The sequence below is a fragment of the Agromyces sp. NPDC004153 genome (assembly GCF_053603635.1).
In genome coordinates this window covers 446,982-462,347 of record NZ_JBSGFY010000001.1, presented here as the reverse complement: position 1 = coordinate 462,347, position 15,366 = coordinate 446,982, and the positions used below count along the sequence as shown (strand labels likewise).

The window sequence follows — 15,366 nt, the reverse complement described above, 5'->3', positions numbered from 1 at the left end:
CGCGGCATCCGCTCGCAGATGTCGGTGCCCGGGGCTACGGTGGGATACCGTGCCAGCACCTGTCATCGTCGCCCGGAACCTCGTGAAGCGCTACGGGGACTTCGCCGCCGTCGACGGCATCTCGTTCGAGGTCGCGCCCGGCGAGTCGTTCGGGCTGCTCGGGCCGAACGGCGCCGGCAAGTCCACGACGATGCGCATGGTCGGCGCGGTCTCCACGCGCACGTCGGGCGAGCTCGAGGTCGTCGGCCTCGACCCCGACGTGCACGGTCCCGAGATCCGGTCGCAGCTCGGCGTCGTGCCGCAGTCCGACAACCTCGACACCGAGCTGCGCGTACGCGAGAACCTGCTCGTCTACGGCCGCTACTTCGGCCTGCCGTCCCGGCTCGTCTCCACGCGTGCCGACGAGCTGCTCGCGTTCGCCCAGCTCGCCGACAAGGGCAAGGCGAAGGTGGACTCGCTCTCGGGCGGCATGAAGCGGCGGCTGACCATCGCGCGCGCCCTCATCAACGACCCGCGCGTGCTGCTGCTCGACGAGCCCACGACGGGCCTCGACCCGCAGGCGAGGCACATCCTGTGGGACCGCCTCTTCCGCCTCAAGGAGCAGGGCACCACGCTCCTGCTCACCACCCACTACATGGACGAGGCCGAGCAGCTCTGCGACCGGCTCGTGGTCGTCGACAAGGGCGCGATCATGGCCGAGGGCACGCCCGCCGAGCTCATCCGCCGCTACTCCTCGCGCGAGGTGCTCGAGGTGCGGTTCGGCAGCGACCGCAACAGCGAGGTGGCCCCGCGCCTCGACGGCATCGGCGATCGCATGGAGGTGCTGCCCGACCGCATCCTCGTGTACAGCGACAACGGCGAGTCCGAGCTCGTGCGCATCACCGAGGCGGGCCTGCACCCGCTCACGAGCCTCGTGCGCCGGTCGAGCCTCGAGGACGTCTTCCTGCGCCTCACCGGACGGAGCCTCATCGAATGAGCGGCGACGTCTCCACCGAGGTTCGCAGCGACACCGCGCGGGCGCTCGCCGCGGGCCGCCGGCCGCGCCGCTGGGGCGCCTGGTACGTCGCGCTCCACCGCTTCCGCGTGATGCGCAGCTACACCGGCACGGTCGTGGTCGCGGGCATCGGCAACCCGCTCATCTACCTGTACGCGCTCGGCGTCGGCCTCGCGACGATCGTCGACACCGACCTCGACGGCGTGAGCTACCTCGTGTTCGTCGCGCCCGCGCTGCTCGCGAGCGCGGCCATCACGGTCGCGAGCGAGGAGTTCACGTATCCGATCATGCTCGGGTACAAGTGGAACCCGACGTTCACGGGCATGAGCGCCTCGCCGCTGCGGCCGACCCAGATCGTCGACGGCGTCGTCATCTCGGTCGCCGTGCGCATGACGGTGAACCTCGTGCTGTTCTTCGCGCTGATCCTCGTGTTCGGCGCCGCGCCGTCGCCCATCGCGTTCCTCTCGATCGTCGCGGGCCTGCTCGGCGGACTCGCGTTCGGCGCCGTGCTCATGGGCTACACCTCCACGCTCGAGGAGGACACCGGTCAGCTCGCCATGGTCATGCGCTTCATCGTGCTGCCGATGACGCTCTTCTCGGGCACGTTCTTCCCGCTGTCGACGTTCCCGATCTGGCTGCAGTGGATCGGCTGGGTCTCGCCGCTCTGGCACAGCACCGAGCTCGCGCGGGTCTTCTCCTACGGGTACGCCGAGCCCATCTGGCTCACCGTCGTGCACGTCGCCTACCTCGCCGCGCTCATCGTGATCGGCTGGGCGTGGTCGCGCCGCATCGCCGTGCGGAGGCTGAACCGATGACCGACCTCACGCAGCGCGACCCGGTGCGGCCCGGCGCACGCTCCCGCCCGGTGCGGTCGCTCTACGCCGGCAACGCACGAGCGGTGATGCTGCGCGGCTGGCGGGCGACCCGGAGCACCAACTGGCTCGTCATCGTGAGCGGCTTCTTCGAGCCGATCTTCTACCTGCTCGCCATGGGCATCGGGCTCGGCACGCTCGTCGGCACCGTCACGACCGAGAGCGGGCAGCAGGTGCCGTACGCCGCGTTCATCGCGCCCGCATTGCTCGCCACCGCTGCCATGAACGGCGCGATCTACGACTCGACGTGGAACGTGTTCTTCAAGATGCAGTTCGCGAAGCTCTACGAGGGGATGCTCTCCACGTCGCTCGGACCGCTCGACGTCGCGCTCGGCGAGATCCTCCTCGCCCTGCTGCGCGGCGCCCTCTACGCCGTGGGGTTCCAGCTCGTCATGCAGGTGCTCGGCCTCAACCTCTCGTGGTGGGCCCTGCTCGCGGTGCCGGCCGTGCTGCTCATCGCGTTCGGCTTCGCCAGCCTGGGCATGGCCATCACGAGCTACATGAAGACGTTCCAGCAGATGGACTGGATCAACTTCGTCATGCTGCCGATGTTCCTCTTCTCGGCGACGTTCTACCCGATCACCGTCTACCCCGAGTGGCTGCAGACGGTCATCCAGGCGCTGCCGCTCTGGCACGGCGTCGAGCTGGTGCGCGGCCTCACCACGGGCGACGTCGGGTGGGGCATGCTCTGGCACGTGCTCTACTACCTCGTCATGATCGCGATCGGGCTCGTGTTCACGACCCGGCGGCTGCGCGCGCTCTTCCTCGACTGAGGCGGGAACCCTCAGTCCACGAGGTCGTCGGGCGGCAACGCCCAGGCGTCGTCGAGCAGGATCCGCTCGGGCGGCGTCACGTGCCAGACGCCGTCGGGGTCGTCGGCGGCGGCCACGGCGAACAGCGACGGCAGTGCGGCCTCCCAGTGCGCACGCGACTCCCACATGGCGAGCCCGACGATCCGGCCCCCGCCGTCCTCGCGCCACGGGCCGATCTGGATGAGCCCCGGAGTACCCAGCGCGGCGAGGCGCACGCGGTTCATCGAGTCGAGCACCTCCTGCTCGAAGCCCGGGTTCGCGTGGTGGATCGACAGGTGGATGAACATGGGCCCACGCTAGCCGCGCGGCGCCGCGAGCGGCAGTGTTTCCGCGTGTGACGGCCGGCCGCGACATCCGCCGAAGCCGCGCGTATCGTGGCCGGAACGAACAACCGAGGAGCACTCATGTCGCACCGCGAGCCGCACGCCGCCACCGAGCCCCGCACGGGCGAGGTCATGGGCATGCGCGGCTGCGAGTCGGCGGCGGAGTGCCGGAGCCACCGGCCCGGGCACGGCCTGCACGTCATGCAGGACCGACTCGCGACGACGACGGCGAGCAAGTGGATCGACGCGATCGTGGTCGACGTCGACGACGAGGGCTTCGCGACGCTCGCCGACTTCGGTGGCGACGAGGTGCGCCGCGTCTGGCACCACGACGCGTTCGGCGGCACGCTGGCCGTCGGCGAGCCCGTCGGGCTGCACGGCGTCTACGGCGTGCTCGCGCGGGGCGATGAGCGACACAGCGTCGCGTTCGCCTGACCTCGCCGCTCGCATGATGCGTCGGTCGACGGCATGACGCAGGGCGCGTCGTCGTGAACTGACGCGCCCCGGAACTGCGTCGGGCCTCACGCCATCGGCATCGCCTCGCTCATGGCGCCCATCATCTTCTCCATCGCCATGACGGCCTGGTCGCACGCCATCGCGCACATGCGGCAGTGCTCGCTCATCTCGGCGTGCATCATGCACTCCGCGGAGCAGGCGCGGCACATCACGATCGTCGTCTGCATCATCGACATCATGACCTGCATGTCCATGCCGTTCATGCGGAGCATCATGCGCATCATGGTGTCGCAGACGTCCGCGCAGTTCGCGCAGAGTCCGGCGCACCGGCCCATGCCCTCGCCCGCATCCGCGTCGGCGCACATGATGCACGCCTGGGTACACGCGGAGAGTGCTTCGAGCGCCTCCTGCATCATCATCGGGTCCATGTCCTTCATGGGCATGTCCGACGACGACATGGCGCCCTTCATCATGTCCATCGTCGTGTTCATCATCCGGGGCTCGCCGTTCCGGGTCGCCGAGCGCCGACGGTGCCGGCTGGACGTCCACGGCGGCCCTGTTCGGTCACATGCTACGCCGGGCTCCGGGCGCCGAGAAGGGGCCGGTCGCAGGGTTCACGAGCACGAAACAGGGCGGATGCCGCAGCCTCGAGCGCTGCGGCATCCGCCCGTCGTTCAGCGTGTCGCTACAGGGACGCGGCCTCGGCCTGCGCCTCTGCGAGGCGGCTCTCGGCGTCGCCCGCCGCCTCGAAGTCGACGTCCTTCGTCTCCTTCGAGACGAGCAGTGCGATGAGCGTGAGCACGGCCATGACCGAGAGGTAGACGCCCACCCAGAACGGGCTGCCGCCGCCCGCCTGCCAGAGCGCGACCGCGATGAACGGCGCCACCGCGGCGCCGAGGATCGACGACACGTTGTACGAGATGCCCGAGCCCGTGTAGCGCACGTTCGTCGGGAACAGCTCGGGCAGCAGCGCGCCCATGGGGCCGAACGTCAGGCCCATGAGCGAGAAGCCCACGACGAGCCAGAGCATGACGCCCCAGAAGCCGGCGCCGAGCAGCGGCACCCAGACGAGGCCGAACACGATGATGCCGAGCGTGACCCAGATGAGCGTGCGACGACGGCCCCAGCGATCGGCCCACGGGCCCGAGACCAGCGTGAAGATGCCGAAGAACACCACGCCGCCGATGAGCATCAGCACGAACGTGTTGTACGAGTAGCCGAGGCCCGGCAGCGCGCCCTCGGCCGGCTCGACCGGCGCGCGGCCGTACGCCAGCGAGAACGTCGTCATCAGGTAGAAGAGCACGTACGTCGCCAGCATGAAGAACGTGCCGAGGATGAGCTGCTTCCAGTAGCTGCGGAACACGCTCGCGAGCGGGAGCCGCTTGAGGCGGCCGGTCTTCGACGCCTTCGCGAACGCCGTGGACTCCACGAGGCGGAGCCGCACCCACAGGCCGACGGCCACCATGACGATGGAGAACAGGAACGGGATGCGCCAGCCCCAGTCGAGGAAGGCCTGCGACGGCATCGACGGGTCCTCGGACGGCAGCATCGCGGCGATGACGAGGAACAGCCCGTTCGCGATGATGAAGCCGATCGGCGCACCGAGCTGCGGGAACGTGCCGTACCAGGCCCGCTTGCCCTCTGGTGCGTTCTCGGTCGCGACGAGCGCGGCGCCCGACCACTCGCCGCCGAGCGCGAAGCCCTGCGCGATGCGCAGGATCACGAGCAGGAGCGGCGCGAACCAGCCGACGACCGCGTAGGTCGGCAGCACGCCGATCAGGAAGGTCGCGATGCCCATCGTGAGCAGCGCGCCGACGAGCGTCGCCTTGCGGCCGTGCTTGTCGCCGAGGTGGCCGAAGACGATCGCGCCGAGCGGCCGGGCGACCATGGCCGCGCCGAAGATCGCGAACGACGAGAGCAGGGCGGTCGTGGGATCGCCGGCCGGGAAGAAGAGGTGGGGGAAGACGAGCACCGCCGCCGTCGCGTAGACGTAGAAGTCGTAGAACTCGATCGTCGTGCCGATGAGGCTGGCGAGGATGACGCGACTGCGGGGGTTGGCTGGGGTGGTGGCTGCGGCCGTGGCGGCCGCCGGGCTTGGTGAGGACATCGCCTGCGAGACTCCGTGGAACGTGGTGGATCGACTCCGCGACGGGCACGTCGGTCAGGCGTATGCGGGCCGCGAGGGGCTGGGAATCGTCGCTTGTGGCAACCGTTCGACACTACGCCCGCCGCATCCGGAGATCGAACCGGATGCGACGAGCGGCGTGGTCGGTGCGCTGAGCGGCGGGTCAGCGCCAGGCGACGGCGATGACGATGTTGGCGAACGTCAGCACGCCGACCGTCCACAGCGACCAGCTCGGCGCCGGGTCCTTCTTCCGGTAGACGAAGACGAGCACCGTGATGACGATCGCGATCACGAGCTTCACCGCGATCTTCACGTTGTTCACCTCGAACAGGTCGCCGAGCTGGATGGTGGCGACGAGCAGCAGGCCGGTCACGATCTGCGTGAGCGCGCCGCGCCACATGATCGGGAGCACGGTGCCCTTGCCCTGAGCGATCGCCTTCTGTTGCACCAGGAATCCGCCGAACAGCATGGCGAGGCCGACGAAGTGGAGGATGAGCAGGATGATGCGCAGGACGTCCATGCTCAGAGCCTAGGACTCGCGCACCGGTCGGACGACTCGAAACGGCCCGCGCGGACCGGAATCCATCGAAGGTCGGAGCCGGGGTCAGGCCCAGACGGCGCGCAGCACGCGCGCGGTCGCGATGGCCGCCTCGGCCGCCTCGCGGCCCTTGTCCTCCTTCGAGCCGGGGAGCCCGGCGCGGTCGAGGCCCTGCTGCTCGTCGTCGAGCGTCAGCACGCCGAACCCGACCGGCTTGCCCGTGTCGATCGCGACGCGCGTGAGCCCGTCGGTCGCGGCCGACGAGACGTACTCGAAGTGCGGCGTGCCCCCGCGGATGATGACGCCGAGCGCGACGACCGCGTCGGCGCCCGCCTCGAGCGCGGCCTTCGCCACCACGGGCAGCTCGAAGCTGCCGGGCACGCGCACCAGCTCGTACGCGGCGCCGGATGCCTCGAGGGTGCGGGTCGCGCCGGCGATCAGGCCGTCGGTGATCTCGTCGTGCCAGCTGCCGGCGACGACCACGACCCTGAGGCCGGTGCCGTCGACGTCGAGGGTGGGCGAGCCGTGACCGCTCATGATGCGTGTCCTTCCAGGAGGGCCTCAGCCGCGGCATCCGTCAGCTGCTGGTCGTCGATCGCGTGGCCCATGCGGCGACGCTTGGTGTCGAGGTAGCCGGTGTTGCCGGCGCCGACGCCGACGACGAGGGGGAGGCGCTCGGCCACGCGGATGCCGTGGGCCTCGAGCTGGCGCACCTTCTCGGGGTTGTTCGTGAGCAGGCGCACGGTGTCGACGCCGAGGTCGGCGAGGATCGCCGTGGCGGCGCCGTAGTCGCGCGCGTCGATGGGGAGCCCGAGCGCGAGGTTCGCGTCGAGCGTGTCGAGGCCGTCCTCCTGCAGGCGGTAGGCGCGCAGCTTGTTGATGAGCCCGATGCCGCGGCCCTCGTGCCCGCGCAGGTAGATCACGACGCCGCCGCGCTCCTGGATCTCGCTGAGCGCGGTGTCGAGCTGGGGTCCGCACTCGCACTTCAGCGACCCGAAGGCCTCGCCCGTCAGGCACTCGGAGTGCACGCGCACGACGGCGCCGGCGGGGTCGGTCGCGGGGTCGCCCGCGATGATCGCCACGTGGTCGGCCCCGGTCGAGCGGTCGCGGTAGGCGCGCACGGTGAACACCCCGTGGTCGGTCGGCAGCGAGGTCTCCACCTCGAACTCGACGCGCGACGTCTCGGGCACCTCGGCGGGCGCGCCCGTGAGGGCCTGGCCCGTGTGCCACTCGTCCATCCACTCGACGAGCGCCTCAACGGTCGTGACGGGCAGGCCGTCGCGGGCGCCGAGCTCGATGAGCCCGGGGAGCCGCATCATCTCGCCGTCGTCGGCGACGACCTCGCCGATGACGCCGACGGGGGAGAGGCCCGCGAGCAGCATGAGGTCGACTGCCGCCTCGGTGTGCCCTGCACGCTCGCGCACGCCGCCGTCGACGGCGCGCAGCGGCAGGATGTGGCCGGGACGGATGAGGCGGTCGGGCGTCGACGCCGGGTCGGCGAGCACGCGCAGCGTGTGGGCGCGGTCCGCGGCGCTGATGCCCGTCGACGTGCGGTCGGCCGCGTCGACCGAGATCGTGTACGCCGTGCCGCGCACGTCCTGGTTGCGCTCGGTCATGAGCGGGAGGTCGAGCCTGTCGGCGATCGCGTTCGTCATGGGCGCGCAGAGGAAGCCGCTCGTGTGGCGCACCATCCACGCGATCCACTCCTGGGTCGCGAACTCGGCCGCCATGATCGCGTCGCCCTCGTTCTCACGGGCCTCGTCATCGGCGACGATGACGGGCTTGCCGGCGCGCAGCGCCTCGAGCACCTCGGGGATCGTGGCCAGGCTCATGCGAGACCTCCCGCCCCCGCTGCGGCGGGTTCGGCGAGCGAGGACGGCAGCGAGCGGTGCACGTCGAAGCGCAGCATCCGCTCGACGTGGCGCGCGAGGATGTCGGTCTCGATGTTGACGAGGTCGCCCACCTGCCGGGCGCCGAGCGTCGTGGCGGCGAGCGTCTCGGGGATGAGCGACACCTCGAACCACGAGCCCGACGGCTCGTCGCCCAGGGCGCTCACGGTGAGCGACACGCCGTCGACGGCGATCGACCCCTTGTCGACGACGAGCGGCGCGTGCCCGTCGTCGAGCGAGAACCGGATGACGCGCCACGCCTCGCCAGGGCGCACCTCGAGCACGCGGGCGGTGCCGTCGATGTGGCCCTGCACGATGTGGCCGCCGAGGCGGTCGCCCACCTGCGCGGCGCGCTCGAGGTTCACCTCGAGGCCCTCGCGCACGCCGTCGAGCGTCGACATGGCCAGGGTCTGCGCCATGACGTCGGCCGTGAACGACGCGTCGTCGAAGTCGACGACGGTGAGGCACACGCCGGAGACGGCGATCGAGTCGCCGTGCTTCACGCCCTGCACGGCGAGAGGTCCGCGCACGGTGAGGCGCACCGCGTCGGCGCTGCGCTCGACGCGCGTGACGGTGCCGAGCTCCTCGATGATTCCGGTGAACATGTCAGTTCCCTTCGGTCGGTCTGGGGTGGGCGACGACCAGGAGGTCGTCGCCGAGCCGCTCGACGGCGGCGAGTTCGAGGCGCACGGCGTCGGCGATGGTCGCCACGCCGAGGTCGCCGAGTGCGAGTCGGGGGCCGCCGAGCAGGGCGGGTGCGAGGTAGATGAGCACCTCGTCGACGAGACCGGCCGCGAGGAACGCGCTCGCAAGGGTCGGTCCGCCCTCGACGAAGAGCGAGCGGATGCCCCGTCGCTGCAGTTCGTGCAGGTCGGCGGCCAGGTCGGCGCCCTCGAGGAACACGGGGGCGTGCGGATGCCGCGACACGGCCGCCTCTGCCGGCACCGGCCGTCGGCCGAACACCACGGGCACGGGCTGGGCGTCGAAGAACTCGCCGGCCGGCGTGCGCGCGGTGAGCGCCGGATCGTCGGCGAAGACGGTGCCCGTGCCGACGGCGATGGCGTCGGCCGCGGCGCGACGACGGTGCACGTCGGCGCGGGCCGCGGGCCCGGTGATCCACTGGCTCGTGCCGTCGGCGGCGGCCGCGCGGCCGTCGAGCGTCGCCGCCCACTTCACGGTCACGTGCGGGCGGCGGTGCCGGGCCGCGAACAGCCAGTCGTCGAGCATGGCCTCGGCTTCGTCGGCCAGCATGCCGGCGGTCACCTCGACGCCGGCCTCGCGCAGCCGGTCGGCGCCACCCGCCGAGTGGTCGCCCGGATCGGCGACGGCGTACACGACGCGGGCCACGCCGGCGTGGATGAGCGCCTCGGCGCAGGGGCCCGTGCGGCCGGTGTGGTTGCACGGCTCGAGCGTGACGACGGCGGTGGCGCCCTCGGCCGCGCCGGGCGCGAGCCTCGAGAGCGCGTCGACCTCGGCGTGCGCGGTGCCCGCGCCGCGATGCCATCCCTCGGCGAGCACGTCGCCGTGCGGGGAGAGGATGACGCAGCCGACGCGCGGGTTCACGCCGGTCGCGGGGCCGCGCATGGCGAGCTCGAGGGCGCGGCGCATCGCGGCGGCATCCGCCATGGTGTGCTCGCCCGTGGTCATCTCGGTCCCGTCTGGTGGGGCTCCGGGGATGCTCGGCGATGCGATCTGCCGTCGACCACGCATGGCGTGGCCGACACGTGCCGCCTCCCATCCGGACTTTCACCGTCGGTACCGGAATTCCACCGGTTCAACCACTCGCTCGAGGCCTCTCGACCCCGCGCTCGCAGCTCGCGGACTGTCACCGCCGGTTCGGACTTCCACCGACCCCGGAGCACGTTTCTCGTGTCGATTCTAGGTCAACGCAGCGACACGCCGACTATTCCCCGCCTGACCTCGTTCGCAGCATGCGCTCGACGTGTCAGCGGCACGCCTTCGAGGCCTCGATCTGCGCGTCCGACGGTCGGCCGTACATCTCGATGCCCGCGCCCGGCAGGTCGTAGCCCATGCCGATCGCCCAGGCCGTCGCCCATACCTCGTGGTCGCCGTCGAACGGCGCGGCGGCGAAGATGTCGTAGCACGCCTGGCGGAGCACCTGCGTGTGGCCGACCTCGTGCACGACCACGGCCTTCGCGTTCACGTCGTTCGCCCATTCCGACTCGATGCTCTCGGTCAGGGAGATGAGGCCCCAGCCCTGGCCGTCGGGCTTGAACTCGGCGGTGCCGGAGTACCAGGCGTCGCTCGACCGACCCGCGACGGTGTACGCCCACGCGAACTCGAGCTCGACGTCCGACGCGATCGACCGGGCGAACGCCTCGATCTCGGCGCGCACGGGATGCTCGAGGCGGTGCGCCTCCTCGGTGGCGTGCGACGCGCGGACGCCCGCGACCGCGGCGGAGAGAACGGTGAACCGGTCGGCGTCGCCGGAGGACACCCCCGGCGAGTGCCGCAGTCCGGCGAGGGCGTCCTCGACCGCGAACCGGTACTGGTACGTCGCGGACGGGCTCGCGTCGAGGGCGGCGCGGGCGAGCTCCTCCGTGCCGGTCAGCAGCGTCTCGGATGCCTCGGCGATCGCCTTCGTGCCGGCGGCGACCTGCTCGGCCGCGGCGTCGAAGCGCACCGCGGCCTCGTTGCGCGACGGGACGAGCTCGACGAGCTCGAAGAGGTCGCCGTACCGCTCCCACGCCGGCGCCATCGAGTCGGGCTCCCCGAGCTCGACCACGCCCGTGGGCGCCGCGGGCCGGTCCTCCAGGACCTCGCGGGCTCCGGCGATGCCCTCCTCCAGCGCGGCCCGGTCCTCGGGCCGCACCAGGTCGCCGGTGGCCATGCCGAGGAGGAACTCCCCGCGCTGCACGGCGGAGTCGCTGCGGTCGAACGTCTCCTCGTATGCGGCGCTCGCTTCGTCGAAACGCGTGTCGGCGGCCGACCAGGCCGGCCAGATCCACGCGTGCACCGCGTTCGCCACGAGCTGGTGCCCGACGAGGGACACGGCGATGAGGCCGGCGACGGCGCCCGCGACGATGAGGCCAGTGCGGCGCGGGGATGCGGACCCCGGCGCACCGGGCTGCTGGGGGAGCGCTTGATCGGGGACGGGCTGCCCGAGCTCATCGGAGTGCTCGGGCGCGGCGGACTCGGAGGAGGCCTGCTCGGGCTCGTGGTGCTCGGGCTCGTGGTGCTCGGGCTCGACGGACTCGGAGGAGGCCTGCTCGGGCTCGTGGTGCTCGGGCTCGTGGTACTCGGGCTCGGCGGACTCGGAGGAGGCCTGCTCGGGCTCGTGGTGCTCGGGCTCGTGGTGCTCGGAGGACGGGGGCTCCTGAACCTCGGGCTCGGCTGCGTCTGCGGGGCGCATGGGGTCCTTTCACGCGGCCGTTCGGGCGACCGCGAGGATCACGCTACCTCCCGGAACGACGCCGTTCGGTCACGATTTCGTCGCGGGGCGCGTGCCGCCCGGCTCGGGCTCGACGAGCGCGCGGGCGGTGCCCTCGTCGACGATGAGGTCGGTGATGAGCCCCGCCGCGAGCGCGCCGCGCAGACTCGGCAGCTTGGCCCGGCCCGAGACCACGCAGATGCGCCGCGGTGCGCGCCGCAGGACCGCGAAGTCGGGTCCGGTCGCACGTTCGTTCAGTGCGATGCCCTCGCTCGTGCCGTCGGTGCGGTAGAACACCGTGGCGACGTCGCCGACCACGCCCTCGCGGCTGAGGGCCTCGTAGTCGGCGCGCTCGAGGTAGCCGCCCTGGTAGACATGGCTCGGCACCTCGGCGAACGGGGAGCCGACGCCGAAGATCGCGACGTCGAGCCGTGCCTGCAGGTCGAGCAGACGGCGCGTACTCCGCTCCTTCCAGAACGCGCGCTTGGTGGCCGGGTCGTCGAAGAACGCCGGCACGGGGAACTGCTGCACGCGCGCGCCGAACGCGTCGCCGAACCGGCGCAGCAGCTCGCTGGCGTAGAGGATGCCGGTGGTGCGCAGGTTTCCCGCGCCGTTCAGCTGCACGATCTCGGTGTTGTGCGTCGCCTTCGGCACGAGGTGCCGGCTCATCGCCGTCATCGTCGACCCCCACGCGACGCCGATCATCTGGTTCGAGTCCACGTACTGGCCGAGAATCCGTGCAGCCGACAACGCCACGCGGTCGAGGCGGTCGACGTCGCTCGCATGGTCGGGCACGGGCACGACGTGCGCGCGCACCTCGTGCCGCTCGAGGATCTCCTGCTCGATCCGGCTCGGGAGGTCGAGCGGCGAGTGGATGGAGATCTCGACCAGCCCGCTGGCGCGCGCGTGGCTCAACAGGCGGGAGATCGAGGATCGCGAGGTGTGGAGCTCGTGTGCGATGGCGTCCATCGTGAGGTCCTGCATGTAGTACAGGTGGGCGGCGCGGAGGGCGTCGCGCGTCTTCCCGGGGACGGTCTCGGGTGCCCGCTGGTCGTTCTCGATCTCCATGTCGCTCCTTGCACGTATGTGCACGCGGCTTGCAACTGCGTGCGAGCGTGCCCACGATGTATTCATCCACACCGGCCCCGCCCAGCGCAAGCCCGGCGATGCCGCGGATCCCGCATCGAGAATCGACCGCATCGAGAAGAGGACAGCGATGTCTGCGAACCCCACGACCACGCCCCGCCAGGATCGCGCCGGCCGACGCCCCCGCCCCGAGGTCGCCGCGCTGCGCGCACGGCCCACCGCCGACGTCGTCATCATCGGCGGCGGCATCAACGGCCTCGCCACCTTCCGGGACCTCGCGCTGCAGGGCGTCGATGTCGTGCTCGTCGAGCGGGACGACTTCGTGTCGGGCGCGTCGTCGGCGTCGTCGCACATGATCCACGGCGGCATCCGCTACCTCGAGAACGGCGAGTTCCGGCTGGTGCAGGAGTCGGTGCAGGAGCGCAACGCGCTCATCCGCATCGCACCGCACTACGTGAAGCCGCTCGAGACGACCGTGCCGATCTTCTCGACCTTCTCGGGCATCCTCTCGGCGCCGCTGCGATTCCTCACGCATCGGCAGGGCACGCCCACCGAACGCGGCGCCGTGCTCATCAAGAGCGGCCTCACCATCTACGACGCCTTCTCGCGCGACGGCGGGTCGGTGCCGCGGCACCGATTCCACGGCCGTCGGCGCTCGCTCGCCGACCTGCCTGCCTTGAATCCCGACCTCAAGTACACGGCGACCTACTACGACGCGAGCATGCACGACCCCGAGCGACTCGCGCTCGACGTGCTCTTCGACGGCCTCGCCGCCGGGCCGCACGCCCGCGCCGTGAACCACATCGAGGCCGTGGGGCTCGGCGCCGACGGCGTGCGCGTGCGCGACGGCCTCACCGGCGAGGAGTTCGCGATCGCCGCCGACGTCGTCGTCAACGCGTCGGGGCCGTGGACCGACCTCACGAACGCGGGACTCGGCCGGCCGACGACCTACATGGGCGGCACGAAGGGTTCGCACATCGTGCTCGACCACCCCGAGCTGCTCGCGGCCACCGGCGGGCGCGAGATCTTCTTCGAGCACGAGGACGGCCGCATCGTCCTCATCTACCCGCTGAAGGGCCGCGTCATGGTCGGCACGACCGACCTGGAGCACGACATGCGCGAGCCCGCGGTGTGCACCGAGGACGAGGTCGACTACTTCTTCGAGCTCATCGCGCACGTTTTCCCAGGCGTCGGGGTCGACCGCTCGCAGATCGTCTACCGCTTCTCGGGCGTGCGGCCGCTGCCCCGCCACGACGACACCCAGCCGGGCTTCGTGAGCCGCGACTACCGCATCGAGCGGGCCGAGGTCGCCGAGCGCCCGGGGACCACGCTGCTCAGCCTCGTCGGCGGCAAGTGGACCACGTTCCGCGCCCTCGCTGAGCACCTCTCCGACGAGGTCCTCGGCCTCCTCGGACGCGAGCGGCTGCGGTCCACCGCGGGCCTCCCGATCGGCGGCGGCGCGGGCTTCCCGACCACCGACGACGCACGGCGCGTCTGGATCGTCGGCCACGCCGACGAGGTCGGCCGCGAGCGCGCCGAGGTGCTGCTCGACCGGTACGGCACGCGCGCGGCGGCGCTCCTCGACGACATCGACGGCGTGGAGGACCTCGCCCTCGAGCACCACGCCGGCTACACGCGCGGCGAGATCGCCTGGCTCGTGCGCAACGAGCGGGTGGCGCACCTGCTCGACCTCGTGCAGCGGCGCACCAGCATGGCGTTCACCGGCACCGTCTCTGCGCCCCTGCTCGAGGAGCTGGCCGACGTCGTCGCGGACGAGCTCGGATGGGACGCGGATCGGCGCATCGCCGAGGTCGCGCAGGCGCGCCGCGTGCTCGCCGAGCGCCATGGCGTGGCGATCCCGGAGGTCGCCGCGGCCGGCTGACGCCGCCGAATCTGCACGGATGTGCACCGCGAAACCCCCGTCATCGGGCGTTTCGGCGGATACCGTTCATCGGGGCGGCCGGCTGATCGCAGCCGGCGGCGCCCGGTGTTCATCCCGGGGCACGAGCACGCTCACGCCCGGGCGCCTCGAGCGCGCCATTCGGCGCGCCCGCACCTCTGAAGGAAGGTCAACGTGGACAATCTCGGAATCGTGTTCCTCTCGGAACTCGTCGGCACGGCCATGCTCGTGCTGCTCGGCTGCGGCGTCGTCGCCAACGTCGCGCTCGCGAAGAACAAGGGCTTCAACGGCGGGTTCCTCATGGTGAACTTCGGCTGGGGCCTCGCGGTGTTCGCCGGCGTCATCGTCTCCTACGCATCGGGTGCGCACCTCAACCCGGCCGTCACGCTCGGGCTCGTCGCGAACGGCGCGACCGAGTTCGGCAACCCCGCCTTCGGCACGGGCGTGCCGGTGGACGTCGTCTCGGTGCTCACCTACATCGGTGCCCAGCTGCTCGGCGCGTTCCTCGGCGCCGTGGTCGCCTGGCTCGCCTACAAGCAGCACTTCGACGCCGAGCCCGAGCCCGCCAACAAGCTCGGCGTGTTCTCGACCGGCCCCGCCATCCGCTCCTACGGTTGGAACCTCGTCACCGAGATCATCGGCACGTTCGTGCTCGTGTTCGTCGTCATCGGCTTCGGCCGCCAGGGCGACGCCTCGGGCCTCGCCGCGCTCGGCGCGCTGCCCGTCGCCCTCCTCGTGATCGGCATCGGCGCCTCCCTCGGCGGCCCGACCGGCTACGCGATCAACCCGGCCCGCGACCTCGGCCCGCGCATCGCGCACGCCTTCCTGCCGATCCGCGGCAAGGGCGGCAGCGACTGGTCCTACTCCTGGGTGCCCGTCGTCGGCCCGATCATCGGCGGGCTCCTCGCCGGCTGGGTCGCGATCCCGCTCCTGCCGCTCCTCGGCTGAGCCGCGGCATCCGCTCACCTCACCCCACCCGC

The 15,366-nt window shown here is 71.5% G+C and carries 16 protein-coding genes and 1 riboswitch; of the genes, 6 read left to right on the top strand and 10 right to left on the bottom strand.

Translation table 11 applies throughout. From position 1 onward, the window contains the following. Positions 1–49 precede the first annotated feature (49 nt). From ACWEOH_RS02145 to ACWEOH_RS02135, 3 genes are read left to right on the top strand one after another with little or no spacing between them, the layout of a single operon-like run. Positions 50–976 carry an ABC transporter ATP-binding protein gene (locus tag ACWEOH_RS02145; RefSeq protein ID WP_452027832.1) on the top strand — a complete coding sequence of 309 codons (927 nt, stop codon included), beginning with the start codon at positions 50–52 and terminating at the stop codon, positions 974–976. Next, positions 973–1,809 carry an ABC transporter permease gene (locus ACWEOH_RS02140; RefSeq protein WP_452027830.1) on the top strand — a complete coding sequence of 279 codons (837 nt, stop codon included), beginning with the start codon at positions 973–975 and terminating at the stop codon, positions 1,807–1,809. Before ACWEOH_RS02145 ends, ACWEOH_RS02140 begins: the two co-directional genes overlap by 4 nt. Then, on the top strand, positions 1,806–2,639 hold the full coding sequence (locus ACWEOH_RS02135; protein WP_148732043.1) for an ABC transporter permease: 834 nt from the start codon (positions 1,806–1,808) through the stop codon (positions 2,637–2,639). The genes ACWEOH_RS02140 and ACWEOH_RS02135 overlap by 4 nt, the downstream gene beginning before the upstream one ends. A gap of 11 nt (positions 2,640–2,650) precedes the next feature. Here ACWEOH_RS02135 and ACWEOH_RS02130 read toward each other — a convergent pair whose 3' ends face one another. Continuing rightward, positions 2,651–2,965: a hypothetical protein gene (locus ACWEOH_RS02130; RefSeq protein ID WP_452027828.1), complete on the bottom strand. Its 315-nt coding sequence runs from the start codon at positions 2,963–2,965 to the stop codon at positions 2,651–2,653. A gap of 117 nt (positions 2,966–3,082) precedes the next feature. On the opposite strand from ACWEOH_RS02130, the gene ACWEOH_RS02125 reads away from it, so the two are divergent. Beyond that, the gene (locus ACWEOH_RS02125) at positions 3,083–3,436 is read left to right on the top strand and encodes a hypothetical protein (RefSeq protein WP_452027826.1); all 354 of its coding nucleotides are present in this window, start codon (positions 3,083–3,085) and stop codon (positions 3,434–3,436) included. Between the two features lie 86 nt (positions 3,437–3,522). Here the strand turns inward: ACWEOH_RS02125 and ACWEOH_RS02120 are convergent, their stop codons facing one another. The 9 genes from ACWEOH_RS02120 to ACWEOH_RS02080 all read right to left on the bottom strand — a co-directional run bounded on the left by ACWEOH_RS02120 (position 3,523) and on the right by ACWEOH_RS02080 (position 12,468). Next, the gene (locus ACWEOH_RS02120) at positions 3,523–3,870 is read right to left on the bottom strand and encodes an aldehyde dehydrogenase (protein WP_452027824.1); all 348 of its coding nucleotides are present in this window, start codon (positions 3,868–3,870) and stop codon (positions 3,523–3,525) included. Between the two features lie 272 nt (positions 3,871–4,142). Next, a complete protein-coding gene (locus ACWEOH_RS02115; protein WP_452027822.1) occupies positions 4,143–5,564 on the bottom strand; it encodes an MFS transporter in 1,422 nt (473 codons plus the stop codon). 181 nt (positions 5,565–5,745) lie between these two features. Further along, positions 5,746–6,102: a hypothetical protein gene (locus tag ACWEOH_RS02110; protein WP_452027820.1), complete on the bottom strand. Its 357-nt coding sequence runs from the start codon at positions 6,100–6,102 to the stop codon at positions 5,746–5,748. A gap of 84 nt (positions 6,103–6,186) precedes the next feature. Then, complete coding sequence (ribH, locus tag ACWEOH_RS02105) at positions 6,187–6,657, bottom strand: 6,7-dimethyl-8-ribityllumazine synthase (RefSeq protein WP_148732038.1); 471 nt, start codon at positions 6,655–6,657, stop codon at positions 6,187–6,189. Beyond that, on the bottom strand, positions 6,654–7,952 hold the full coding sequence (gene ribA, locus ACWEOH_RS02100; RefSeq protein WP_452027818.1) for a GTP cyclohydrolase II: 1,299 nt from the start codon (positions 7,950–7,952) through the stop codon (positions 6,654–6,656). The genes ribH and ribA overlap by 4 nt, the downstream gene beginning before the upstream one ends. Next, positions 7,949–8,614: a riboflavin synthase gene (locus tag ACWEOH_RS02095; protein ID WP_452027816.1), complete on the bottom strand. Its 666-nt coding sequence runs from the start codon at positions 8,612–8,614 to the stop codon at positions 7,949–7,951. The genes ribA and ACWEOH_RS02095 overlap by 4 nt, the downstream gene beginning before the upstream one ends. A gap of 1 nt (position 8,615) precedes the next feature. Next, on the bottom strand, positions 8,616–9,656 hold the full coding sequence (gene ribD, locus ACWEOH_RS02090; protein WP_452027814.1) for a bifunctional diaminohydroxyphosphoribosylaminopyrimidine deaminase/5-amino-6-(5-phosphoribosylamino)uracil reductase RibD: 1,041 nt from the start codon (positions 9,654–9,656) through the stop codon (positions 8,616–8,618). Between the two features lie 73 nt (positions 9,657–9,729). Beyond that, positions 9,730–9,875, bottom strand: a riboswitch (FMN riboswitch). Positions 9,876–9,954: 79 nt separating this feature from the next. Further along, positions 9,955–11,382 (bottom strand): hypothetical protein, encoded by a 1,428-nt coding sequence (locus ACWEOH_RS02085; protein WP_452027812.1) that lies wholly within the window; start codon positions 11,380–11,382, stop codon positions 9,955–9,957. Positions 11,383–11,451: 69 nt separating this feature from the next. Next, entirely contained in the window at positions 11,452–12,468 is a 1,017-nt protein-coding gene (locus tag ACWEOH_RS02080; protein WP_452027811.1) for a sugar-binding transcriptional regulator, read from the bottom strand. A gap of 148 nt (positions 12,469–12,616) precedes the next feature. Here ACWEOH_RS02080 and ACWEOH_RS02075 point away from each other — a divergent pair, with 148 nt between their 5' ends. Together ACWEOH_RS02075 and ACWEOH_RS02070 are read left to right on the top strand one after the other, a co-directional pair. Beyond that, the gene (locus tag ACWEOH_RS02075) at positions 12,617–14,368 is read left to right on the top strand and encodes an FAD-dependent oxidoreductase (protein ID WP_452027809.1); all 1,752 of its coding nucleotides are present in this window, start codon (positions 12,617–12,619) and stop codon (positions 14,366–14,368) included. Between the two features lie 192 nt (positions 14,369–14,560). After that, the gene (locus ACWEOH_RS02070; RefSeq protein ID WP_452027807.1) at positions 14,561–15,334 is read left to right on the top strand and encodes an MIP/aquaporin family protein; all 774 of its coding nucleotides are present in this window, start codon (positions 14,561–14,563) and stop codon (positions 15,332–15,334) included. The last annotated feature ends 32 nt before the right edge of the window (positions 15,335–15,366 follow it).

What these genes read in the sequence shown, in the direction of transcription:
- ACWEOH_RS02140 (WP_452027830.1), top strand. Translation starts at nt 973, where the DNA reads ATGAGCGGCGACGTCTCCACCGAGGTTCGCAGCGACACCGCGCGGGCG.
- ACWEOH_RS02135 (WP_148732043.1), top strand. Translation starts at nt 1,806, where the DNA reads ATGACCGACCTCACGCAGCGCGACCCGGTGCGGCCCGGCGCACGCTCC.
- ACWEOH_RS02130 (WP_452027828.1), bottom strand. Translation starts at nt 2,965, where the DNA reads ATGTTCATCCACCTGTCGATCCACCACGCGAACCCGGGCTTCGAGCAG.
- ACWEOH_RS02125 (WP_452027826.1), top strand. Translation starts at nt 3,083, where the DNA reads ATGTCGCACCGCGAGCCGCACGCCGCCACCGAGCCCCGCACGGGCGAG.
- ACWEOH_RS02120 (WP_452027824.1), bottom strand. Translation starts at nt 3,870, where the DNA reads ATGCAGGAGGCGCTCGAAGCACTCTCCGCGTGTACCCAGGCGTGCATC.
- ACWEOH_RS02115 (WP_452027822.1), bottom strand. Translation starts at nt 5,564, where the DNA reads ATGTCCTCACCAAGCCCGGCGGCCGCCACGGCCGCAGCCACCACCCCA.
- ACWEOH_RS02110 (WP_452027820.1), bottom strand. Translation starts at nt 6,102, where the DNA reads ATGGACGTCCTGCGCATCATCCTGCTCATCCTCCACTTCGTCGGCCTC.
- ribH (WP_148732038.1), bottom strand. Translation starts at nt 6,657, where the DNA reads ATGAGCGGTCACGGCTCGCCCACCCTCGACGTCGACGGCACCGGCCTC.
- ribA (WP_452027818.1), bottom strand. Translation starts at nt 7,952, where the DNA reads ATGAGCCTGGCCACGATCCCCGAGGTGCTCGAGGCGCTGCGCGCCGGC.
- ACWEOH_RS02095 (WP_452027816.1), bottom strand. Translation starts at nt 8,614, where the DNA reads ATGTTCACCGGAATCATCGAGGAGCTCGGCACCGTCACGCGCGTCGAG.
- ribD (WP_452027814.1), bottom strand. Translation starts at nt 9,656, where the DNA reads ATGACCACGGGCGAGCACACCATGGCGGATGCCGCCGCGATGCGCCGC.
- ACWEOH_RS02085 (WP_452027812.1), bottom strand. Translation starts at nt 11,382, where the DNA reads ATGCGCCCCGCAGACGCAGCCGAGCCCGAGGTTCAGGAGCCCCCGTCC.
- ACWEOH_RS02080 (WP_452027811.1), bottom strand. Translation starts at nt 12,468, where the DNA reads ATGGAGATCGAGAACGACCAGCGGGCACCCGAGACCGTCCCCGGGAAG.
- ACWEOH_RS02075 (WP_452027809.1), top strand. Translation starts at nt 12,617, where the DNA reads ATGTCTGCGAACCCCACGACCACGCCCCGCCAGGATCGCGCCGGCCGA.